At 65.9% G+C, this 20,747-nt stretch carries 22 protein-coding genes; 4 read left to right on the top strand and 18 right to left on the bottom strand.

Annotated features, from left to right (window positions below; translation table 11 throughout):
* Window positions 1–5 precede the first annotated feature (5 nt).
* Window positions 6–1,091 (bottom strand): fatty acid desaturase, encoded by a 1,086-nt coding sequence (locus tag RM530_RS15205; protein WP_311366109.1) that lies wholly within the window; start codon window positions 1,089–1,091, stop codon window positions 6–8.
* A 28-nt stretch (window positions 1,092–1,119) separates the two neighbouring features.
* On the opposite strand from RM530_RS15205, the gene RM530_RS15210 reads away from it, so the two are divergent.
* The 4 genes from RM530_RS15210 (at window position 1,120) to RM530_RS15225 (ending at window position 4,447) form a co-directional block, all read left to right on the top strand.
* Window positions 1,120–1,350, top strand: a complete 231-nt coding sequence (locus tag RM530_RS15210; protein ID WP_311366110.1) for a helix-turn-helix domain-containing protein — start codon at window positions 1,120–1,122, stop codon at window positions 1,348–1,350.
* On the top strand, window positions 1,347–1,820 hold the full coding sequence (locus RM530_RS15215) for a GNAT family N-acetyltransferase (RefSeq protein ID WP_311366111.1): 474 nt from the start codon (window positions 1,347–1,349) through the stop codon (window positions 1,818–1,820). Before RM530_RS15210 ends, RM530_RS15215 begins: the two co-directional genes overlap by 4 nt.
* 156 nt (window positions 1,821–1,976) lie before the next feature.
* Window positions 1,977–3,638, top strand: coding sequence for an ExeA family protein (locus tag RM530_RS15220; RefSeq protein WP_311366112.1), 1,662 nt, complete (start codon window positions 1,977–1,979; stop codon window positions 3,636–3,638).
* Entirely contained in the window at window positions 3,638–4,447 is an 810-nt protein-coding gene (locus tag RM530_RS15225; protein ID WP_311366113.1) for a general secretion pathway protein GspB, read from the top strand. The genes RM530_RS15220 and RM530_RS15225 overlap by 1 nt, the downstream gene beginning before the upstream one ends.
* 13 nt (window positions 4,448–4,460) lie before the next feature.
* Here the strand turns inward: RM530_RS15225 and RM530_RS15230 are convergent, their stop codons facing one another.
* The 17 genes from RM530_RS15230 to RM530_RS15310 all read right to left on the bottom strand — a co-directional run bounded on the left by RM530_RS15230 (window position 4,461) and on the right by RM530_RS15310 (window position 20,710).
* A complete protein-coding gene (locus RM530_RS15230; RefSeq protein WP_311366114.1) occupies window positions 4,461–4,610 on the bottom strand; it encodes a hypothetical protein in 150 nt (49 codons plus the stop codon).
* Window positions 4,607–5,332 carry a HugZ family pyridoxamine 5'-phosphate oxidase gene (locus RM530_RS15235; RefSeq protein WP_311366115.1) on the bottom strand — a complete coding sequence of 242 codons (726 nt, stop codon included), beginning with the start codon at window positions 5,330–5,332 and terminating at the stop codon, window positions 4,607–4,609. The genes RM530_RS15230 and RM530_RS15235 overlap by 4 nt, the downstream gene beginning before the upstream one ends.
* Window positions 5,333–5,690: 358 nt before the next feature.
* On the bottom strand, window positions 5,691–6,596 hold the full coding sequence (locus tag RM530_RS15240; protein WP_311366116.1) for a ChaN family lipoprotein: 906 nt from the start codon (window positions 6,594–6,596) through the stop codon (window positions 5,691–5,693).
* Window positions 6,597–6,698: 102 nt separating this feature from the next.
* On the bottom strand, window positions 6,699–7,913 hold the full coding sequence (locus RM530_RS15245) for an aspartate aminotransferase family protein (protein ID WP_311366117.1): 1,215 nt from the start codon (window positions 7,911–7,913) through the stop codon (window positions 6,699–6,701).
* A gap of 143 nt (window positions 7,914–8,056) precedes the next feature.
* The gene (gene der, locus RM530_RS15250) at window positions 8,057–9,460 is read right to left on the bottom strand and encodes a ribosome biogenesis GTPase Der (RefSeq protein ID WP_311366118.1); all 1,404 of its coding nucleotides are present in this window, start codon (window positions 9,458–9,460) and stop codon (window positions 8,057–8,059) included.
* A 147-nt stretch (window positions 9,461–9,607) separates the two neighbouring features.
* Window positions 9,608–10,759, bottom strand: coding sequence for an outer membrane protein assembly factor BamB (bamB, locus tag RM530_RS15255; protein ID WP_311366119.1), 1,152 nt, complete (start codon window positions 10,757–10,759; stop codon window positions 9,608–9,610).
* On the bottom strand, window positions 10,756–11,394 hold the full coding sequence (locus RM530_RS15260; protein WP_311366120.1) for a YfgM family protein: 639 nt from the start codon (window positions 11,392–11,394) through the stop codon (window positions 10,756–10,758). The genes bamB and RM530_RS15260 overlap by 4 nt, the downstream gene beginning before the upstream one ends.
* Before the next feature lie 37 nt (window positions 11,395–11,431).
* Window positions 11,432–12,712, bottom strand: coding sequence for a histidine--tRNA ligase (gene hisS, locus RM530_RS15265; RefSeq protein WP_311366121.1), 1,281 nt, complete (start codon window positions 12,710–12,712; stop codon window positions 11,432–11,434).
* Between the two features lie 25 nt (window positions 12,713–12,737).
* On the bottom strand, window positions 12,738–13,865 hold the full coding sequence (gene ispG / locus RM530_RS15270) for a flavodoxin-dependent (E)-4-hydroxy-3-methylbut-2-enyl-diphosphate synthase (protein ID WP_311366122.1): 1,128 nt from the start codon (window positions 13,863–13,865) through the stop codon (window positions 12,738–12,740).
* A 49-nt stretch (window positions 13,866–13,914) separates the two neighbouring features.
* Window positions 13,915–14,844 (bottom strand): RodZ domain-containing protein, encoded by a 930-nt coding sequence (locus RM530_RS15275; protein ID WP_311366123.1) that lies wholly within the window; start codon window positions 14,842–14,844, stop codon window positions 13,915–13,917.
* The gene (gene pilW, locus RM530_RS15280) at window positions 14,844–15,638 is read right to left on the bottom strand and encodes a type IV pilus biogenesis/stability protein PilW (protein WP_311366124.1); all 795 of its coding nucleotides are present in this window, start codon (window positions 15,636–15,638) and stop codon (window positions 14,844–14,846) included. Before pilW ends, RM530_RS15275 begins: the two co-directional genes overlap by 1 nt.
* Window positions 15,639–15,684: 46 nt before the next feature.
* Window positions 15,685–16,767, bottom strand: a complete 1,083-nt coding sequence (gene rlmN, locus RM530_RS15285; RefSeq protein WP_349256259.1) for a dual-specificity RNA methyltransferase RlmN — start codon at window positions 16,765–16,767, stop codon at window positions 15,685–15,687.
* 97 nt (window positions 16,768–16,864) lie between these two features.
* Complete coding sequence (ndk, locus tag RM530_RS15290; RefSeq protein WP_311366126.1) at window positions 16,865–17,296, bottom strand: nucleoside-diphosphate kinase; 432 nt, start codon at window positions 17,294–17,296, stop codon at window positions 16,865–16,867.
* A 145-nt stretch (window positions 17,297–17,441) separates the two neighbouring features.
* Window positions 17,442–17,777 carry a HesB/IscA family protein gene (locus RM530_RS15295; protein ID WP_311366127.1) on the bottom strand — a complete coding sequence of 112 codons (336 nt, stop codon included), beginning with the start codon at window positions 17,775–17,777 and terminating at the stop codon, window positions 17,442–17,444.
* Window positions 17,774–18,154, bottom strand: coding sequence for an iron-sulfur cluster assembly scaffold protein (locus tag RM530_RS15300; protein WP_311366128.1), 381 nt, complete (start codon window positions 18,152–18,154; stop codon window positions 17,774–17,776). Before RM530_RS15300 ends, RM530_RS15295 begins: the two co-directional genes overlap by 4 nt.
* Window positions 18,155–18,337: 183 nt before the next feature.
* Entirely contained in the window at window positions 18,338–19,492 is a 1,155-nt protein-coding gene (locus RM530_RS15305; RefSeq protein WP_311366129.1) for a cysteine desulfurase family protein, read from the bottom strand.
* Window positions 19,493–19,555: 63 nt separating this feature from the next.
* The gene (locus RM530_RS15310; RefSeq protein ID WP_311366130.1) at window positions 19,556–20,710 is read right to left on the bottom strand and encodes a cysteine desulfurase family protein; all 1,155 of its coding nucleotides are present in this window, start codon (window positions 20,708–20,710) and stop codon (window positions 19,556–19,558) included.
* Between the last annotated feature and the right edge of the window lie 37 nt (window positions 20,711–20,747).

Genomic DNA, 20,747 nt, shown 5'->3' on the forward strand with positions numbered 1-20,747 from the left:
ACGGCTCAAGCGTTCGCGGTGTTGGCGCCAGGTTCCACCGATTCGCGCGAGGCCCGCTCGTCCACGCCATAACGGTTCGCGCGTCTGAAGGTGCCCAGATCATTGAAGCGCACGCCCATCTCGCGCATCACCTTGTGCGCCCGCGCGGCCGTGAGCTGGCGGATGTAGAACGGTTCCCTGACCACGAAATGATGAATGCCGTGAGTGCTGCCGAAGTTGAAGCAGAACAGCTGCGCCGGAAGCAGCCACCAGGGATTCAGAACCTGGGTCTGCTGCAGCACGTTGCCGTCCTCGACATCGCCGTAGTAATGCATGTTGGAACTGACGAAGTGCAGGCAGAAGGTGCGCAGCACATTGGGCGCGACCAGCACCACGACCACCGCGTCGATCACGCCGAACGCGGACATCGTACCGGCCGACCAGGCGATCGGCGTACCGGCGATTCGCGCCGCACCATCGATCAGATGAAAGCCGACGAAGGCATACCAGCTGCCCCAGTTGAGCCAGCCCAGCGGGAAATACGAGGCGAAGCCGCGCAGCATCAGCCGCCGCCGCAGCTCGCGATCACGCAGCCGCAGCACACGCAGGATCAGCGACATGATGTTGTCGCCCACCATCAGCAGACGCAGCAGTCTCCAGGGCTCGCCGTTGGTGATGGCGCGTTCCTCGATATCCGTGGCGGTGCCGGAATGCTTGTGATGATTGAGATGCAGATTTCGCCGGATCCACGGATTGATCGTGCTCGGCCGCGCCAGCCAGACCAGCCCCATCATCAGGTTGTGGGCGAAGGCGTTGCCGCGGAAATAAATGCGGTGAATCAGATCGTGCTCCAGCTCGTGCGTGAGCGAGGCGAAGAACGCCGTCACCGGTATGCACAGCCACCAGGCAATGGCCCCGGCAAGATACAGCCAGCCGCTGGCGATCATGCCGCTCAGCGACAGCAGCAGGATCGCGCTGCCGATCGCGTCGTTGTGACGCAGCCACGGCAGACGGCGCCGCCATTCGTTACCGGCCGCCGTCACCTCGGACTTGATCGCGTTGATCCGGTCCTGCGTGGTCATCGTTTGCGCATTGCGCTTATGCTCCTGCATCGAGCAAGCCACCCCCGAGCGAAGTATCGTGTCCCGTATCGAGTCTATGCCCGGCGCGCCGCCGGAGCATGACATCAGCTGCCAAGCGCATGACCGCACACGTCACGAACTGGCGCTGTCGTACATTCACGACACGCGCTACAGCGTGGCCGAGATCACCTGCCTGCCCGGCTTCTCGGACAGCAGCAGCTTTTCGCGCGCATTCCGACGCTGGACCGGCATCTCGCCCAGCGTCTACCGCCCACGATCCGAGCAATGACTCCAATACACTGGTCCTGGCACCCCTGGAACGAGTGGCCGCGCGAGCTGCTCTATGCAAGCCTGCGCCTGCGCAGCGAGATCTTCGTGGTCGAACAGAACTGCGTGTTCCCCGATATGGACGGACGCGATCCCGATTGCCTGCATCTGTGTGGCGTCGATGACAAAGGCGAGCTAAAAGCCTATCTGCGCCTGGTGCCGCCGGGCGTGAAGTCCGAGTATCCGGCGCTCGGCCGGGTCGTGGTGAAACGCTCGGAACGCGGCACCGGACTCGGACGCGAGCTGATGCGTGTCGGCATCCAGGGTTGCCGGCAGCGCTTCCCCGGCGCGAGCATCCTGGTGTCCGCGCAGCAGCATCTGGAACCGTTCTACGGCAGTCTCGGCTTCGTGCGCAGCGGCGAACCCTACGACGAGGACGGCATCGCCCACGTCGACATGCTGCGAACGGTAAAGCCCCCAAAAGAGCTTTGAGTTCGCGCAGAGGCGCCAAGACGCACCGTAGACAATAACGGCTTTGCCCGGCGCCTTTGCGCCTTTGCCCGGAACACCGCGCTCCCCTGCCTCGAAGCCGTAGCCAGACGCCGGCCGCTATACTGCCGATACCGTTCATCGCCCCTCGGTTCCGACTTGTATCTCGCCTATTTCCAGCTCCGGGAAATGCCGTTCTCGATCACCCCGGATCCGGCCTACCTTTATCTGTCGCCGCGCCATCAGGAGGCGCTGGGCCATCTGCTGTACGGCACCGGGCAATACGGCGGCTTTGTCCAGCTGACCGGCGAGGTCGGCACCGGCAAGACCACGGTGGTGCGCACGCTGCTGGAGCAGAAGCTCGACAACGTGGACGTGGCGGTGGTGCTCAATCCACGCCAGAACGAGCTTGAATTCCTGCAGACGATCTGCGACGAACTCGGCATTGCGTACGGCAGCGACGCCACGCTCAAGGGCCTGGTGGACCGCCTCAACGTCTATCTGCTGGATGCGCACGCGCGCGGCCGACGCACCGTGCTGATCATCGACGAAGCACAGAACCTGTCGCCCGACGTGCTCGAACAGGTGCGCCTGCTGACCAATCTGGAAACGCACAAGGAAAAGCTGCTGCGCATCATGCTGGTGGGCCAGCCGGAACTCGCCGAACTGCTGTCGCGCGCCGAACTGCGCCAACTGTCGCAGCGCATCACCGCGCGCTATCACCTGGAGCCGCTCAACGTCGACGAGGCGCGCCAGTACCTTGCGCACCGCCTGCGCGTGGCCGGCGGCGATGCGATGACGTTTCCGCCGCCGGTGGTGGCGCAGATCCACCGACTGACCGGCGGCATACCCCGCCTCATCAACGTGCTGTGCGACCGCGCCCTGCTTGGCGCCTACGCCAGCGGTACGCGCCAGGTCACAACCGAGATCGTGCGCGGTGCGGCGCGCGAAGCGCTCGGTGCACACGTGGTCGCCGCCCACGGTCCACGCGGCCCGCACTGGAGCTGGATCGCGGCGGCCGCGGTGCTGCTGATCGCAGTGGTCGGGCTGATCGCCGCCATCGTGCAGCGCAATGCCGTGCCGGCGCCGATGGCGGAGGTCGAGCAAACGCCGGCCATTGCGGAATCGCAAGCCGAGCCGGCCGCGGAGGTGCTGTCCGTTGTGGCTCCATCGACCGACATCGCGCCGCCAGCCGGAGACGAAAGCGCTGCGGTGGCCTTGATCGAACAGCCGATGCCATTGGCGCGGCTGATGGATCAGCTGATCGCGCGCTGGGGCAGCGACTACAGCGTGCCGACCGGCAGCAATGTCTGCGAGGCCCTGTCGCAACAAGGCCTGGAGTGTTTCAAGGGACAGGGCGGATGGGCCGACCTCGGCGGTCTCAACCGACCTGCGATCCTGACGCTGCGCACGCCGTTCGGCGAAAACCTGCATACGCTGCTGCTGTCGCTGGGCACCGACAGCGCCGAAGTGCTCAGCGCCGAGGGCTCGGTACGGCTGACGCTGTCCCAACTCGATCTGCTCTGGACTGGCGAGTATCTGATGCTGTGGCGGCGCGAAACGTCGGATAGCCTGATCGCGCCCGGCAGCCAGGGCAGTTCGGTGCAGTGGCTGCGCAGCAAGCTGGCCCAGGCCGAGGGTCGGACACTGCCCAGCCCGCTGTCCCCGACGTTCGATCCCGAACTGCGCGAAGCGGTGCGTCGCTTTCAGCGCCAGTACGGTCTTAAGGTGGACGGCCTGGCCGGCGCGGAAACCCAGATCCAGCTGGGTCACATCGGCGAAGACGAGCCGGGCCCCACGCTGACGCCGGAGGCCGGCTGATGTCGGTGATCCTCGACGCCCTGCGACGTGCCGAACAGGAGCGCAAGCTCGGTCAGGCGCCCAGCGTGCAGGTGATCACGCAGATGCCGGGACAGGCGCCGCTGGAACAGCGCGCGCCGGTCGCCGTCTGGCTGCTGCTCGCGGCCGTGGTGGTCGCGATCGCGGCCCTCGCGATCTGGCTGCTGTGGCGGCCGGCTCCGTCCACGTCGCCGACACCCGCAGCCGTCGTCGACGCTGCGGCGCCCGATATCACCCAGACCGCCCCGCCGCCGAAGCGGCGCGAGGGACCGGCGCCAGTCTCGCCCACACCCGTGCCCGAGACCCCGCGGGTGATACGTGACGCGCGCGGCTTGAACGACCTGGATGATTTCCTGCCGGCGCCCCGCCCCCCGGCACGCTCGGCAGCGCCGGTGATCAGCGCACCACCCGCGACGCCTCCGGCGCCGATGCTGGCCCCGCAGGACACACGGCAGGGCGAGCTACCGCCGCCGAGCGGTCCGATCGACCGCTCGGATGTAGCGCCGCCCAGCGCAGACGAGTTGCGAGTTGTCCCCAGCGCCGCGACGGCACCCAGTCCCTACCCTGCGCTGCGCGACATGTCGCCGAACTATCGCAGCGACTTCCCGTCGTTCTCGGTGGACGTGCACGTTTACAACGACGATCCAGCCAAGCGCTGGACGATGATCGAGTTGCGCAAGTACCTGGAAGGTCAGACGATCGAAGCCGGCCCGCGGATCGTGGAAATCCGGCGCGACGGCATCGTCTTCAACTGGAAGGGTGAGATCGTGTTGTATCCGACGAACCGCTGAGTTCGTGCGGCACTCAGTGCGCCAGGAAATCGAAGCCGAACCAGGCGGCCGTGGCCGGAACCAGCAGCCACAGCAGCCCCTTGATCAGGAAGAACCAGAAGCCGGCCTGGGCCAGGCGCGACATCCACTGGCTGCGCTTGCTGTCGGCCTTGTCGCCGTTCACGCCGCCGCGGCCTGCCGGGCTCGTTTGGCGAGCGCCACCAGTGCCTGGCGCACTTCTACCGGCGTACTCGCCGGCGTCTCGAAATCGAAGCGCAACATGCGCTTGCCGATAAACAGTTCGAAGCCGTTGGCGTCCACGCCCGACATGCGTGGCGATTCGTTGCCGCAATCCACCCCGGCGAGACCGCAGTAGTCGCGCATCGCCTCGACGTGATCGGCGTTCATGTGACGGATCATGCCGTCCTCGGCGCTGCCGGCGAAAGGATTGGCCAGCAGCACCTGATCCGGCGAATACCAGTGAATCCGCCCGAAGCCACCGATGTAGCGAATGCGCACCGGCCGGATGCGGTAGAACGCGAAATCGTGTGCCTGATGGTAGCCACTGGCATGCGGGAATCGCCGGTAATAGCGCTCCGCCACCGCTTCGGATTCACCCACGCGCTGGGCATCTCCGATCACCGTAAGGCGCCCGGTTTCCTGCACATCGCCACCGCCTTCGAGCACGATCAGGGAGACGCGCGGATCGGCCTTGAGGTTTCGCGTGTGTTCGGCGATATCGCTGATCAGGATCACCGGCGCACCCGTGGCATCCGGCGCGAAGGTGATCACGGAGCCGAACGGGAATCCGTCCATGGACTTGGAGATCGTGGACAGCACGCCCTGCTGACTCTGTGCGTAGAGCCGGCGCGCGGCGATCAGATCCTGGTTTGTGTCATCGGACATGGGTCTTCCGTCGGTCTCAGTGCTCAGGGCGCCGCGATCGGCGCGTATTCAAAGGATAGCTGGGTCGAAGTTCCGGCCTCATCGTAGTAGCTCAGCATGCGCAATTTCCAGTAGTTGCCGTCGCGCCCACGCAGAACCTGGCAGCCTGTCGGACTTAGGGGATCGTAGCCAGGGTTTGGTCCTGTGAGATGAAAATTTCGGGAGACCGAGGCGAATATCGGGAATCATGCAAGCGGCCGAGGGTGGGTCGGCATCACGCGGCGCGTGATTCACGCCAACAACGAATCCTGAGCGGGGCGTGCTTGTCCTCGCCCACTTCGTGGGCGAGGAGCCGTGGACTCGCTATGCGCGGTCCACGTCAACGAAAGGCGGCACAGGGGTCGGGCCGCTCGGTCCGGACCGTAAACCAGATCACATCGACCGGCGGCGCCGCGTCCAGGGCCTTTTCCAGGTCGGTAAGGCCGCCCTCGACTTCCAGCCAGGCGATGGACAATCGCGGGCGCGTATCGCCCAGACGATCCAGCACCCAGGGCACGCCGGACGCCATGATGTGACCGTTGCCCGCCATCAGCGCCTGCGGGCCTTGGGCCTGCAGGGCTTCAGCCATCGCCCGGTCGCGCGCGGTCTGTGCCAGCACCATGCCCGGCAGGGCGGATTCCGGGAGCATGCCGCAGTGGCTGTCCCTGAGCGTCTGCTCGAGCGCGGCCCGCGCGACGCCCGGACGCGATTCATCCAGCGCGCGCAGCGCGGCCTCAGGCTCGGTTTCGCCGAGTGCGAGACGACGGATCGTATCCCGCCCCGGATTGGCGGGACGAATATCCAGCCCCTGCGACAGAACGACCTCGAATATCGGCCGATACAGGGCGAACGGCGGCCAGGCGGAAGCGGACCAGTTCACGGCGTCGGCCAGGGCATCGGCATCGCAGCCACGCCGTTGGCAATCATGCACGGCGTCGTTGTCCTCAAGATCGATCTGCTCGAATGCCACGGCCGGGCGCCGGCCGGCTTCGACCAGGCGCGCCAGCAGCCAGGCCCGCAGACGGTGGATCTCGGGGTTGTCATGCACCTCGCCCAGCAGCAGTACCTCCGCCGAGGCGGCGCGACGCAGCAGTGCCTCGCGGTCCAGACGCTGCGCATCGCTGCGCTGGACGATCGTATCGAGCAGCGGGTGCTCCGCAAGCGCAATGGCTGGCGCTGCCGCCGGGACGGCCGGGCTCGCCACCAAGGGGAACATCAGCAGGAGCGGCAGGATTCGTGAAACCATGGCCCGAACCCTATCCCGCCCGCCAGCCGGCTTGCAGGACCTCAGGCCCGCGCGGGAGGATTCCGTGCGCAAGCGAGGCTCGCCGTTCCGGGGACAGTCCGTTCAGGCACACAGCTCCGCGACCGCCGCCTCGAGACGCTCCAGACCCAGTTCCAGCTCGGCCTCCGGAATGATCAGGGACGGCGCGATGCGCAACACGTCCGGGCCGGCCACCAGGCACCAGACGCCGTGCTTCCAGCCGGCGTTGACGATCTCCTTGGCGCGGCCCTTCCAGGCCTCGCTCATCGGCGCACCGATCAGCAGACCCAGGCCGCGCGTCGGGCCGAACACGCCGTAGCGTTCGCCGAGTGCATCGAGCCGCGCGCGAATCTTTTCGGCGCGAACCTGCACACCTTCGAGCACGGCCGGCTCGCTGACGGTGTCGAGCACGGCCTCCGCCACGGCGCAGCCCAGCGGATTGCCGCCATAGGTGGAACCGTGCGTGCCGAACGGCAGATAGTCGGCGATCGCCTTGGTCGTGAGCATCGCGCCGATCGGGAAACCGCCGCCCAGGCCCTTGGCCGTGGTCAGGATGTCCGGCGTGACGCCGAGCCCCATGTAGGCGTAAAGCTCTCCGGTCCGGCCCATGCCGGTCTGCACTTCGTCGTAGACCAGCAGTGCGTCGTGCTTGTTGCACAGCTCGCGTGCGGCGCGCGCGAATTCGGCGGTAGCCGGCAATATGCCGCCCTCGCCCTGCAGCGGCTCCATCACCACGGCGCAGGTCTTGTCCGAGATCGCCGCTTCGAGCGCGGCGACATCGTTGAACGGCAGGTGCGTGATACCGCCCGGAATCGGCTCGAAGCCCTGGGTGTACTTGGCCTGACCGCCGACGCTGACCGTGAACAGCGTGCGTCCGTGAAAGGCGTTATGGAACGAGATGATCTCGTTCTTGCCCTCGGCGCGCGTATTGCCGTAGCGACGCGCCAGCTTGAACGCGGCTTCGTTGGCCTCGCCCCCGGAATTGGCGAAAAACACGCGCTCGGCGAAAGTCTTTTCGGTCAGCTTGCTCGCCAGGCGCAACGCCGGTTCGTTGGTGACCACGTTCGACAGATGCCAGAGCTTGTTGCCCTGCTCGGTCAGCGCGGCCACCAGCTTCGGGTGGCAGTGGCCCAGCACGGTCACCGCAATGCCACAGGCGAAGTCGATGTATTCCTTGTCGTCCTGATCCCAGATTCGCGAACCCTGGCCTCGCACCGGCACGATGGCGCCCGGAACGTAATTCGGGACCATGACTTCATCGAAGGTGCTGCGGGATACGGAAGTGCTGGGGGAACTCATCGTCAATGACCTCTTGCTGCGGCCCGAGCGGGAGAAGTGCCGGCGGGCAAACGAACACGCGCGCCGAAGGCGCGCGCAAAGCGGAATTATTGCATAGCCGGACGCGCTGTCGGCGCCACGCCTGAGCTTGCGATGCCTGCGGCTCAGTCCTTGAAGTGTTCCATCATCCGCTTCTTCTTCTTGATCTGGCGCGGCGTCAGTACGTTCTTGCGACCCTTGAACGGGTTGTCTCCGGTCTTGAAGGCCACTTCCAGCGGCACGCCGGTGAGCTTGAACGCACGTCGGAATTCGTTCGAGAGAAAGCGCTTGTAGGCGACCGGAACCCGCTCGGTCTGGTTGCCGTGAATGATGATCTTCGGCGGATTGCGGCCACCCTGGTGCACGTAGCGCAGCTTGATGCGACGGCCGACGATGGCCGGCGGCGCATGCCGCGCCATGGCCTTTTCGAGGATCTGGTTGAGACGCGGTGTCGGCATCTCGATGAAGGCGGACGCCCGCACTTTCTGCACTTCGGCGAACAGGCGCGCCAGCCCGGTGCCGCGCTTGGCCGAGATGTGGTGCACCGGCACGTAGTCGAGAAACGGCAGCTTGAAGTCGACGTCGGTCTTGATGCGCTTGCGCTCGGACTCGTCCAGACCGTCCCACTTGTTCACGGCCAGCACCATTCCGCGCCCGCGATGCGCGATCAGACCCAGCAGGCGCGCGTCCTGTTCGCCGATGTCACCCTGGGCGTCGACCACGGCGATGACCACGTGCGCGCGCTCGATCGCCTCCAGGGTCTTGACGATCGAGAATTTCTCGATGGTCTCGGAGACCTTGCCGCGGCGGCGCACGCCGGCGGTGTCGATCAACACGAAGTCCTGGCCCTGATAGTGGAACGGCACCTTGATCGAGTCGCGCGTGGTGCCCGGCATGTCCGCGGCCAGCACGCGTTCCTCGCCGATCAGACGGTTGACCAGGGTGGACTTGCCGACGTTGGGCCGCCCGACGATGGCGACGTAAACCGAACCATCTTCCGGTGGTTCCTCGGGATCGGCATCCTCGGCTTCCGGTGCCGCCGGCAGGATCTGGCGCAGCAGGTCCTGAATGCCGTCGCCGTGCACCGCCGACACCGGCATTGGCGTGTCCAGGCCCAGTTCGTAGAACTCGCCGACTGCGGAGCGCGGCAGCCCCTCGGCCTTGTTCGCCAGCAGGCACACCGGCTTGCCGAGTTTGCGCAGATACCCCGCAATCTCCCGATCCGAGGGGTTCAGGCCCGCGCGGATATCGACCAGAAACAGGACACAGTCGGCTTCCTCGATCGCGATGCGTGCCTGGGATTCGGCCAGGCCGGCCAGAGGATCGCCGGAAGACGGCATCAGTCCGCCCGTGTCCACCACCATGAAGCTGCGGCCCTCGAACTTCCCGAAGCCGTACTGCCGGTCGCGGGTCAGGCCCGCGAAGTCCGCAACCAGGGCATCCCGCGTGCCGGTGAAACGATTGAACAGCGTCGACTTGCCGACATTGGGTCGGCCGACGAGTGCGATGACGGGAAGATGGCTGGACACGGCGGGAGGCTACAAAGGTTCAGATGGGCGACAAGCGGCGACAGCATAGCCGCTTCTCGCGGCGACAGACGAAAGCGCCGGCGACCGTCGGGACGGTCACCGGCGCACAGGATCAGGGGAACAGCGCCGCCCAAAGCGGCGACGCGCCTAACCGACTTCCTTCAGCTCCAGCACTACGAGGTGGCCATCGATATCGAGCATGTAGAGGCGATCCTTGACGACTACCGGCGCGGCCTGCACCGGATCGCTCAGCGCGTGGCTACGGCCGACGATGCGGCCATCGCCCGGCGACAGGAAGTGGATGTAGCCCTTGTAATCGGCCACGGCGATGTAATCGCCAATCGCTGCCGGCTGCGACAGCATGCGGTACTGCAATTCCTCCTGCTTCCAGACGGCCGCGCCGCTTTCGGCATCCAGCGCCCAGACCACACCGTCGGCATCGCTGACCGCGAGCCCGCGCGTACCGAAGATCGAGCCCCCGGTATAGCTGCGGATGCTGCGGTCCCAGCGTGAATCGCCACTGCTCGGGTCGATCAGGAGGAGTTCACCGCCGTAGGACAGGGCGAACACGCCTCCGCCGACAGCGATGGGATCGGCGTCCACGTCCACCAGCCGCTCGAGTTCGGAACGTCCCGTCGGCGAGGCCACGACCTGTTCCCACAGCACCTCGCCGGTGTCCACGCGCAGCGCGACGAGGCGTCCGCCGTCGAGTCCGACCAGTACCGCCGGCCCCACCATCACCGGGCGCGACAGGCCGCGCAGCGTCAGCGAAGGCACGCTCCGGTCGAAGGTCCAGAGGCGCGTTCCGTCCGCGGCGGACAGCGCGAATACACGGCCATCGATGGTGCGGGCGATGACCGTGTCTCCGTCCCCTGCCGGCGAGGCCAGCACCTCACTCGACAGCTGGCTGCGCCAGACCTCGCTGCCATCGGCGCGCGACAGCGCGATGATTTCGGCGTCGCGGGTGCCCACCAGCACCAGATTGCCGCTGCTGGCCGGGCCGCTGATCACGCGTTCACCGGTCTCGGCCTGCCAGATCGTCTTGCCGGTCTCGGTTTCGAGCGCGTAGACATCGCCGTCTGCATCAGCCGCGAACACCGCATCGTCCTGGACATCGATCTCGAAACCGCCGAGCAGACCGTTGCTGCCGCCCAACGAACGCTTCCACACCACCGAGGCCTTGACCTTGACCTTGTCGATGGACTGCAGATCCGCCGGTTCACGGGTCTTGCCCTTGGAGGTACAGCCGGCCAGCGCGAACACCATCGCGGTGGCGGCGATCACCAATGCCTGCTTCATGAATTCACCACGTCGGCAAGGTCGTCGAGTTTCTGCTGCAACAACTCGCGATTCGCGGCGGCTTCGTTGCCGGCCTCGATCGCCTTCTGGTACGCCTGCCGCGCTGCGGCGCGATCGCCCTGGGTCAGCATGATGTCGCCGCGCAGTTCCTCGAACAGCGACACGAACTCGCCACTGCCACCGGCGTCGAGTTCGGCGAGCGCCTCCTCCGTCTGATCCTGGGCCCACAGTACGCGCGCCAGACGCAAGCGGGCGACCTGCTTGAGCGGCTCGTCGGCATTGCCGTCCACCACCGAACGCAATTGCTCGGCGGCGGCGGGAAGCTCACCCTGATCGACGTGATACCGCGCCAGCAGCAGAGCCACCTGGTCGTCGTAAGGCGTGCCTGAATAGTCGTCGGAGAGTTTGGCGGCCAGCGCCGAAGCCTCCTCGATATCGCCGGAGTCCAGTGCCTGACGCGCTTCCTCATACATGCGCGAGGCTTCGGCCGACTTTTCCTGCTTTATCGATTGCCAGCCCTGCCAGCCGAAGATCGCGCCGAGGCCGATCGCCAGTCCGGCCACCAGAGCCAACCAGTTCTCCAGGAACCACTTCTTGACTACTTCGGCTTGTTGTTCGTCGTCGTAATGGGACACGGCAATCTCGATTTTGATTTTTGAATGATGGTCAGGTTCAGGCCGAAATCGGCCCGGCGAGTCGTGCTTGCAGGCCGGGGACCAGCTCCGTCCACGCAACTTCGGTTTGGGGCTCCCCGCCGCGCAGGGATTTTACTTGAACCACGCCTTGCGCAAGTTCCTGCTCGCCGAGGATCAACGCGATCCCCGCACCGCAACGATCGGCGCGCTTCATCTGGGCCTTGAATGCGCCGCCACCGGCGTTGAGCTGCACGCGCAATCCGGCGTCGCGAAGTTGCTCGGCCAGCTGCGCCGCCTGGACGAAGGTGGCGTCGCCGAGCCAGCAGAAATAGACCTCCGGCGATCCGAGATCGGGTAGCTGCACCTGTTGCTGCATCAGCAGGATCAGGCGCTCGACGCCCATCGCGAAACCGATCGCCGGCACCTCGCCGCCGCCGAGCAGGCTGACCAGACCGTCATAGCGACCACCGCCGCAGACCGTGCCCTGGGCGCCGAGCTGGTCGGTGGTCCACTCGAAGGTGGTCCGCGAGTAGTAGTCCAGACCACGCACCAGATTCGGATTGATCACGTAGTCGATCGACAAGGCGTCGAGACCGGCCAGCACCGCCGCGAAATGCTCGCGCGATTCCGCATCCAGCAGGTCCGCGAGCTTGGGCGCGTGCAGCAAGACCTCGCGCGTGGATTCGTCCTTGCTGTCGAGCACGCGCAGCGGGTTGGTGTACAGCCGCCGCTTCGAATCCGCGTCCAGTCGATCGATCCGCGCCGACAGGTACTCGACCAGCGCGTCACGGAAGCGCACGCGCGTCTCCGGCGTGCCCAGGGAATTGATTTCCAGGCGGATGTCGTTCAGACCGAGGCGTTTCCAAAGACGCGCGCACAGCGCCAGAATCTCGACATCGACATCCGGCCCCAGCATGCCGTAGGCCTCCAGGCCCACCTGGTGGAACTGTCGGTAGCGTCCGGCCTGCGGACGCTCGTGGCGGAACATCGGCCCCTGATACCAAAGACGCTGCTGCTGGTTGTGCAGCAGGCCGTTCTCGATCCCGGCGCGCACGCAACCGGCGGTGCCTTCGGGGCGCAGGCTGATCGAAGCCTTCTCGCGATCGACGAAGCTGAACATCTCCTTTTCGACGATGTCCGTGGCCTCGCCCACCGAGCGCCGGAACAGGTCGGTGGATTCGAGCAGTGGCAGCTTGATCTCGCGATAGCCGTAGGCGTCCATCACCTGCTGCACCGCCTCGAACAGGCGGCGCCACAGCGCGGTCTGTTCCGGCAGGATATCGTTGAAGCCACGCAGTGACTGAATCTTCGCACTCATCGGATCGGGTATCGGATGGGCCGGCTCAGCGTTCGCCGTCATCGGCCGCAGCCGCTTCAGCGGCCTTGGCCGCCTTCTTCTCGGCCAGCTTTTCGCGCACCAGCACTTCGAGCCTGTCGACCAGATCGGCGTTGTGCACCTTGTGCGCGATCTTGCCGTCCACGTAAATCGAATTGGGATAGCCGCCGGCAACGCCGATCGCAGCTTCACGCGCCTCGCCCGGTCCGTTCACCACGCAGCCGATCACCGCCACGTCGATCGTATCCTCGATGCCGTCGAAGCGCGATTCCAGCTCGGTCACAGCCTTGATCACGTCGAAGTTCTGACGCGAGCACGAGGGGCAGGCGATCATGTTGACGCCGCGTGTGCGAATGCCCAGCGAACGCAGGATGTCCCAGCCGACCTTGACCTCCTCGACCGGATCGGCCGCCAGAGAAATGCGGATGGTGTCGCCGATGCCCTCGGCCAGCAGCATGCCCAGGCCGATCGAGGACTTGACGCTGCCGGCGCGCAGGCCGCCGGCCTCGGTGATGCCCAGATGCAGCGGCTGCTCGATGCGGGTGGCGAGCTTGCGGTAGGCATCCACCGTCATGAAGATCTCGGACGCCTTGAGGCTGAGCTTGAAGTCCGGGAAGTCGAAACGGTCGAGGATATCGATGTGGCGCATCGCCGATTCGACCAGCGCATCGGCATTCGGTTCGCCATATTTCGTCTGCAGGTCACCCTCCAGACTGCCGGCGTTGACGCCGATGCGCAGCGGCACGCGGTGCGCGCGCGCACAAGCCACGACTTCGGCCACCTTCTTCTCGCCGCCGATGTTGCCGGGATTGATGCGCAGACAGTCCGCCCCGGCCTCGGCGGCGGCGATGCCGCACTTGTAGTTGAAGTGAATGTCGGCGACCAGGGGAATGTAGCCAACCTGTTGCTTGATCAGCCTGAATGCAGCCGCCGCCTTCAGGGTGGGGACCGACACGCGCACGATGTCGGCACCGGCCTTCACGGCCTGATGGATCTGCGCGACCGTGGCATCGACATCCTCGGTCTCGGTATTGGTCATGGTCTGCACCGATATCGGCGCATCGCCACCCACGGTGACGCGGCCGACGCGTATGGCGCGCGAACGACGACGGACGATCTGGTGATGGCTCTTCATCGCGGACCTCGAAACGGATCAGCAGTCAATGGGACGGGTACCGGCGCGCTCAGGCGCCACCGGGGACGGTCAGATTGGCGGTGTTGTTGTCGCGCGTGACCGGGGCCAGGTCGATCGCGCGCCCCTGGTACTGCACGCTGACCCCCGGCGCATAGCCCAGGAACAGCGCGAACGGCGGCTTGCCGTCCAAGGTGTGTGTGGCGCCCTTGCGGACCAGCCCGGACAGCAGCATGCGTCCGTCGGCATCCTGGATACGAACCCAGGAGTTGTCCTCGAAACGCAGCGTCAAAGGACCGGCGCCAGACGTTCCCTGCTCCGCGTTTTCGCTGGCAAGCGTATCCGTGGCGGCCGGCGGCGCCGCTTCGTTCGTGGCATCCAGGGATTCACCTCCGGAATCTTCCGCGTCGATCTCGCTGCGGTCGCCACCCGCGAGACTGTCGTCGGCCGGGCGCTCACCAAGCGTGGGGCCGCTCAACGGTTGGACCACGGGCGGCGTGGTGTCGGTGGACAAGGTATTGGTGAAGCCGGTGTCTTCCTGCTGCAGATACCAGGCCACGGCGGCAAATGTGCCGGCCACGACGATCAGTCCGATCAGCCAGCGCAGGGCGCCGCCGCCGGAACGGGTTTCGATGCCGCCGTCGACCACCGGAATCTTCGAGGGAATCGCCGGTGCCTTGGGGCGTGCGCGCTTCTCGTAGGCCGCGATCAGCTCGTCCTCCGGCAGGTTCAGCAACTTGGCGCACTTGCGATAGTAGCCGCGTACGTAGACCGGCTCGCGCAGGGTTGCGTAGTCGTCGTTCTCCAAGGCTTCGAGCATGTTGCGCGACAGCTTGAGCTGGGCCGCGAAATCCTCGGCGGCATAGCCGGCGTCGGTGCGTGCGCGACGGATCGTCTGCCCGGGCGAAAGCTCGGGCGTCGCCGCCGTCGCGTCCGCGGGAACGTCCGGCTTGATGTCGGCGATGTCTTTGGGTTCGGTCATCATGACGCGTTTCGTCTGCTGAGTTCCGTCGCCTCGTCGGAGGCCGGAAACTCGGTCAATAGTCGTTGTTCGAAGCGTCGGGCGGCGGCAACGTCACCCAGCGCTTCCTCGGTGCGGGCGCCCACCCAAAGCGATTCGGCAGTGGTGCGGCCGCCGCTTTGCTCGAAGCGCTGCAGGAAACCGCGTGCCCGCAGGTAGTCCTTGTTCTTCAGGCTCAGCCAGGCGAGCTGCGCCAGCGCTTCGGGATAGTTCGGCGAGATGCGCAAGGCCTCGCGCAGATAGCGCTCGGCATCATCCGGATGGTCTTCGCGTACGCACACGCCCGCGTTGGTCCAGGCCGCGGCCGGCGACTGGAAATCCGGCGATTGGGCGGCACGCAGGAAATTACCGACGGCTTGTTCGCGACGCCCCGCACCGCACAGGAACACGCCGTAGTTGTTCAGCGTCTGCGGATTGTCGGGCTGCAGCGCCACTGCCTTGCGGAACTGCTCGTCAGCACTGGCGGTGTCACCGCGCGCGGCATAGACCAGGGCCAGGGTGGACCGTGCCGGCGCGTAGTCGGGATCCTGCTGTACCGCCTTCTGCAGCTTTTCCAGCGCCTGTTCCGGCTTGCCGGTCCGCAGATAGTCCGCGCCCAGCTGGGTGTTGAGACGTGCCGCCTCGGACAGGTCCGGCTCGGTCTGTTCACGGCCGGTGGTGGTCGACACGCAAGCCGCGGCGCCCAGCGCCAGACAGCAGAATGCAAGACAGCGGACGGCCAGTGCATGGGTGGGCGGTATGCAGACCCGATTCATCGGCTTCCGGCTCCCCGCCGTCCGACACCGACCCCCGGCACAAGCATCATGCGACCTTGATCGGAATATCGCGCAGACGTTGCTTCTGGCGCGATTCGACGCGTCCGACCAGCTGCCCGCAGGCCGCATCGATATCGTCGCCGCGCGTCTTGCGGATCATCGTCAGTACGCGCTTGCTGCGCAGGATTTCGGCAAAGGCGCGAATCCGCGGTTCCGGCGAACGACGGAATTCGGTGTTCGGAAACGGATTGAACGGAATCAGATTGACCTTGGCCGGCATTCCGCCCAGCAGGCGTGCCAGTTCGCGCGCATGCTCGGGCTGGTCGTTGACGCCGTCGAGCATCACGTACTCGTAGATGATGTGCGCCTTGCGGTCCTTGCCGTCGGTATAGCGGCGGCAGGCCGCCAGCAGCTCGCTGATCGGGTACTTTCGATTGATCGGCACGATCTGGCTGCGCAGCGCGTCGTTCGGCGCATGCAGCGATACCGCCAGCGCGGTGTCGACATCGCCACGCAGACGGTCCATGAACGGCACCAGCCCGGAGGTCGACACCGTGACACGGCGCTTGGACAGGCCGAAACCCGATTCGTCGAGCAGGATGTTGATCGCCGGCAGTACCGCGTTGTAGTTCGCCAGCGGCTCGCCCATGCCCATGAAGACCACATTGGAGATCTTGCGGTCGGTCTGGAAGTTACAGCCCAGGGTTTTCGCCGCGAACCAGACCTGCGCGATGATCTCGGCAGTGTTCATGTTGCGCGAGAAGCCCTGCTGCGCCGTGGAGCAGAAGGTGCAGTCCATGGCGCAACCCACCTGCGAGGAAATGCACAGGGTGCCGCGATCGTCCTCGGGAATGTAGACGGTTTCGATCGCCTGGCCTTGCGGCAGGCGCAGCACCCATTTGCGCGTCCCGTCCTTCGATAATTGTTCGGCGACCAGCTCGGGCAGGCGGATTTCGAAATGCTCGCTCAGCCGTGCCCGCAGATCCTTGCCGATATTGGTCATCGCCGCGAAGTCATCGACCCCGCGGCGGTAGATCCAGTGCATGATCTGATCGGCTCGGAACGGCTTTTCGCCCCGGCGCTCAAACTCCGCGCGCAGGCCAGCCCGGTCCAGGCCGAACAGATTCATTCGCGGTGAGACAGCCGCGTCCGCCCGTGCGCCTGCGGCGCCGGCTGGCTCGGATACGGCGATGTCGATCTCACTCACGAATTGCCACTCGTCTTCTTCAGCGCGTGCGCGGCGCGATTTCGGTGGCCGCGAAGAAATACGCCATTTCGATGGCGGCGTTCTCGAGGCTGTCCGAACCATGGACCGCGTTTTCGTCGATGGATTCCGCAAAATCCGCGCGAATCGTGCCGGCTTCGGCCTTCTTCGGGTCGGTTGCGCCCATGATCTGGCGATGCTTGGCCACCGCATCTTCGCCTTCGAGCACCTGGATGATCACCGGGCCGCTGATCATGAACGACACCAGATCGCCAAAGAACGGGCGCTCGCGGTGAACCGCGTAGAACCCTTCGGCTTCGGCCCGCGAGAGGTGCTTCATCTTCGCGGCGATGATGCGCAGCCCCGCCTTTTCGAAACGGCTGTAGATGTCGCCGATCACATTCTTTGCGACGGCATCGGGCTTGATGATGGAAAGGGTTTGTTCGACCGCCATTGTGACTCCGACTTTTGTTGGGAAACGGATGAGGAAAACAACGAAGTCCGCGCGCGAAGGATGGTTGAACCTCCGGCTGGCGCGGACAAAGCGGTAAATTGTAGCCGGCTACCGCGCAAAGCGGTAATTCTGCGGCGTTTTTGTGTCAGGCAGTCGCCTTGAGGGCGAAGCTATCGCCGCAGCCGCAGAGGGCGTCGACGTTGGGGTTATCGAACTTGAAGGCCTCATTGAGCCCTTCACGACGGTAGTCCAGCGTGATCCCGCCCAGCATCGGAAGATCGCGATCATGCACGACTACACGGGCGCCGTGGGCTTCGAACACCGCTTCTCCGTCGTTGACGGCGTCGGCGTAATCCATCGTATAGGCGAATCCGGAACAGCCGGACTTCTTGACACCGATGCGCAGGCCCAGGCCGTGGCCGCGCTGTGCCAGTTGCTTCTGAATGCGGGCGGCGGCCCGCTCGGTCAGCTGTATTGTCATGGCCATTGCTCCAGAGCGTGTCGAAGGGCGTCCTCGCCCAGAAAGGCACAGTGGGCACGATCCTCCGGTATTTCAAGGGTATCGATCAACTGACGGGAACGAATCTCGTCCAGTTCCGAGCGATCGCGCCCGATCGCATGCTCGGCCAGCCAGGCACCGACCGCGATGCTGACCGGACAGCCGTACGCCTGGAATCGCGCGTCAGCGACGGCTCCGTCCTCGACCAGAAGTTCCAGCCTCAGTACCGAATCGGCCGCCGGCGTGCGCGCCTCTCCGACCAGCACCGTGCCGCTGTCCGGCGCGAAGCGCCCGGCACGCGGCGTCTGGCGAAACAGCTGCCAGACCGGTTCAGGGTACTCGTAGGCGTTTTCTTGCATCAGCAAATCCTCACGCCATCCATTGTACGCCCGCTATCAAGCTGCGCGGCGACGTCGGGAAAGAGTTTCAAAGCTGATGTCCGCGCAAAGACGCAAAGGAAAACAAGAACGGCAACAGCTCTTTCAAAGCTCAAAACTCTTCTACTTGGCGCCTTGGCGCGAGACAAGCCGTTGCCGTTGGCGCTAATCCCAGATCGGCGACAACTCGCGCAGGCGCAGCACTTCGGCCGCCACGGCCGCGCCGGCTTCGCGGGTATCGGCTTCGTCGGTTCCACGCCCATAGGAAAAGCGCAGCGAGGCACCGGCCAGCGCATCCGAACGACCGAGCGCGCGCAATACATACGATGGCTCCTGGGTCGCCGCCGAGCAGGCCGAACCGCTGGAGACCGCCAGCCCCGGCAAGCCGGCACGCAGCGACTCGCCGTCGACACCCTCGAAGCTCAGATTGAGGATGTGCGGCACGCAAGCGCCATCGCCGCCATTGCGGAACACGCCATCCAGGCTACCGATGGATTGCAGCAACGCGGCACGCAGACGCAGCGCATGTGCGCTGTCGGGTTCGCGCCGCTCGGCCGCCAGCTCGAAGGCCGCGCCCATGCCGACAATCTGATGCGTCGCCAGCGTCCCGGAGCGCATGCCCTGTTCGTGACCACCGCCGTGCAGCTGCGGCGCAAGACGTGCGCGCGGTCGACGGCGCACGAACAGGGCGCCGATGCCTTTGGGGCCATAGGCCTTGTGAGCGGACATCGACATCAGCGAAATCGGCGTCTGCGACAGATCGATCGGCACCCGCCCCACGGCCTGCGCGGCGTCGACGTGAAACAAGATGCCGCGCTCGGCCAACAGCGGCGCCAGCGGCTCGACCTCGTTGATCGCGCCGGTTTCATTGTTGACCCACATCAGGGTCACCAGACAGGTATCCGGTTCCAGTGCCGCGATGACCTGCGCCGCGCCGACGCGTCCGTCCGGCCCCGGTTGCAGATACGTCACCCGCACGCCGCGCGTCTCCAGGTAGCGGCAGGTGTCGAGCACCGCCTTGTGCTCGGTGCGGCTGGTGACGATATGGGCGCGACCGCCGGCCTCGCCATAGAACTCCAGCGCACCCTTGATTGCGAGGTTGTCGGATTCAGTGGCGCCGGAGGTCCAGATGATCTCGCCGACTTCGGCGCCGATCGCCCTGGCGACCTTCGCCCGTGACTGTTCGACCGCAAGCCGCGCGCGGCGGCCCGGACCGTGATCCGAAGCCGGGTTGGCATGCGCATCGCTCAGCTGCGGCAGCATCGCTTCGAGCACCGCCGGGTCCAGCGGCGTGGTGGCGGCGTAGTCGAGGTAGATCACGTGTGGCGTGCGCTGGATGGGTAGAGGCTAACGATACTCAGAAGCGGAAAATCCCGCAGGGCCTCAGGCGCCGACCACCGCCGGCATCGACAGGCCCATGCCCGCGAGGAGCTGCTTCAGCGTGGTCACGAAGCCGTCGATCTCCTGTTCGGTATTGCCCAGACCGAGGCTGACGCGAATCGCGCACAAGGCCTCGTCGTTCGACAGACCCATGGCCAGCAGCACCGGACTGGCTTCGTCGCTTCCGCTGGCGCAGGCCGAGCCCGAGGACACGGCGTAGCCTTTCTGGTCGAGCAGACCGAGCAAGGTGGCGCTGTGAATGCCGGGCACCGTGAACTGCAGGGTGTTCGGCGTACGCGGTGCGTTCACGGCCAGCAGCCGGACCCCGGACAAGCCGCCGAGCGCGTCTTCCAGACGTGTGCGCAAGGCCAGCCAGCCGGCGCGGCGCGTTTCCAGTTCGGCCACCGCCAGCGCCGCTGCCTCGCCGAAACCGACGATGCCGGCGACGTTCTCGGTGCCGGCGCGCAGGCCGCGTTCCTGGCCGCCGCCGCGCAACTGCGGCACGAGGTCCAGCCCGCGATCGACGACCAGGGCACCGACGCCCTTGGGGCCGAAAATCTTGTGGGCGGACAGCGTCATCAGTTGCAGCCCCCATTCCTGAAACGAAAGCGCCAGCTTGCCGGCGGCCTGGACCGCGTCTGCGTGAAACACCGCGCCGGCCTCTCTCGCCATACCAGCGAGCCGCGCGGTGTCCTGCACGGTGCCGGTCTCATTGTTCGCGACCATGCATGACACCAGGCGCACCGGCGCCTCCGTCAGTTGCCGGCCATAGGCATCGATATCGATGCGCGCATCGCGGTCGACGGCGATGGTCTCCACCGGCCAGCCGGCGTCGGCCAGCGCCCGCATCGGCTCGTCGATGCAGGGATGCTCGATCGCCGAATACAGCAGCCGGCCGCGCGGCGCCCCGCTGGCGACGCCGTGCGCCGCGAGATTGTTGGCTTCGGTACCGCAGCTGGTGAACACCACCTGCCCCGCGTCCGCGCCCGCCAGAGCGGCGACCTGGGCGCGCGCCTGTTCGACCGCGTCGCGCGCGGCGCGACCGTAGCGATGCAGGCTCGACGGATTCGCGTACGGCCCCGACAGGTACGGCAACATCGCTTCGAGTACGCGAGGATCGGTCGGGGTCGTGGCGTTGTGGTCGAGGTAGGTCGGCATTTTGGCGTGAGGCGTTGAGGCGTTGAGGCGTTGAGGC

This window comes from Banduia mediterranea (genome assembly GCF_031846245.1).
GTDB classification, from domain to species: domain Bacteria; phylum Pseudomonadota; class Gammaproteobacteria; order Nevskiales; family Nevskiaceae; genus Banduia; species Banduia mediterranea.

Coding starts and splice junctions, on each gene's coding strand:
- RM530_RS15205 (WP_311366109.1), bottom strand. CDS start 1,091: ATGCAGGAGCATAAGCGCAATGCGCAAACGATGACCACGCAGGACCGG.
- RM530_RS15215 (WP_311366111.1), top strand. CDS start 1,347: ATGACTCCAATACACTGGTCCTGGCACCCCTGGAACGAGTGGCCGCGC.
- RM530_RS15225 (WP_311366113.1), top strand. CDS start 3,638: ATGTCGGTGATCCTCGACGCCCTGCGACGTGCCGAACAGGAGCGCAAG.
- RM530_RS15235 (WP_311366115.1), bottom strand. CDS start 5,332: ATGTCCGATGACACAAACCAGGATCTGATCGCCGCGCGCCGGCTCTAC.
- RM530_RS15240 (WP_311366116.1), bottom strand. CDS start 6,596: ATGGTTTCACGAATCCTGCCGCTCCTGCTGATGTTCCCCTTGGTGGCG.
- RM530_RS15245 (WP_311366117.1), bottom strand. CDS start 7,913: ATGAGTTCCCCCAGCACTTCCGTATCCCGCAGCACCTTCGATGAAGTC.
- bamB (WP_311366119.1), bottom strand. CDS start 10,759: ATGAAGCAGGCATTGGTGATCGCCGCCACCGCGATGGTGTTCGCGCTG.
- hisS (WP_311366121.1), bottom strand. CDS start 12,712: ATGAGTGCGAAGATTCAGTCACTGCGTGGCTTCAACGATATCCTGCCG.
- ispG (WP_311366122.1), bottom strand. CDS start 13,865: ATGAAGAGCCATCACCAGATCGTCCGTCGTCGTTCGCGCGCCATACGC.
- RM530_RS15275 (WP_311366123.1), bottom strand. CDS start 14,844: ATGACCGAACCCAAAGACATCGCCGACATCAAGCCGGACGTTCCCGCG.
- pilW (WP_311366124.1), bottom strand. CDS start 15,638: ATGAATCGGGTCTGCATACCGCCCACCCATGCACTGGCCGTCCGCTGT.
- rlmN (WP_349256259.1), bottom strand. CDS start 16,767: ATGAATCTGTTCGGCCTGGACCGGGCTGGCCTGCGCGCGGAGTTTGAG.
- ndk (WP_311366126.1), bottom strand. CDS start 17,296: ATGGCGGTCGAACAAACCCTTTCCATCATCAAGCCCGATGCCGTCGCA.
- RM530_RS15295 (WP_311366127.1), bottom strand. CDS start 17,777: ATGACAATACAGCTGACCGAGCGGGCCGCCGCCCGCATTCAGAAGCAA.
- RM530_RS15300 (WP_311366128.1), bottom strand. CDS start 18,154: ATGCAAGAAAACGCCTACGAGTACCCTGAACCGGTCTGGCAGCTGTTT.
- RM530_RS15310 (WP_311366130.1), bottom strand. CDS start 20,710: ATGCCGACCTACCTCGACCACAACGCCACGACCCCGACCGATCCTCGC.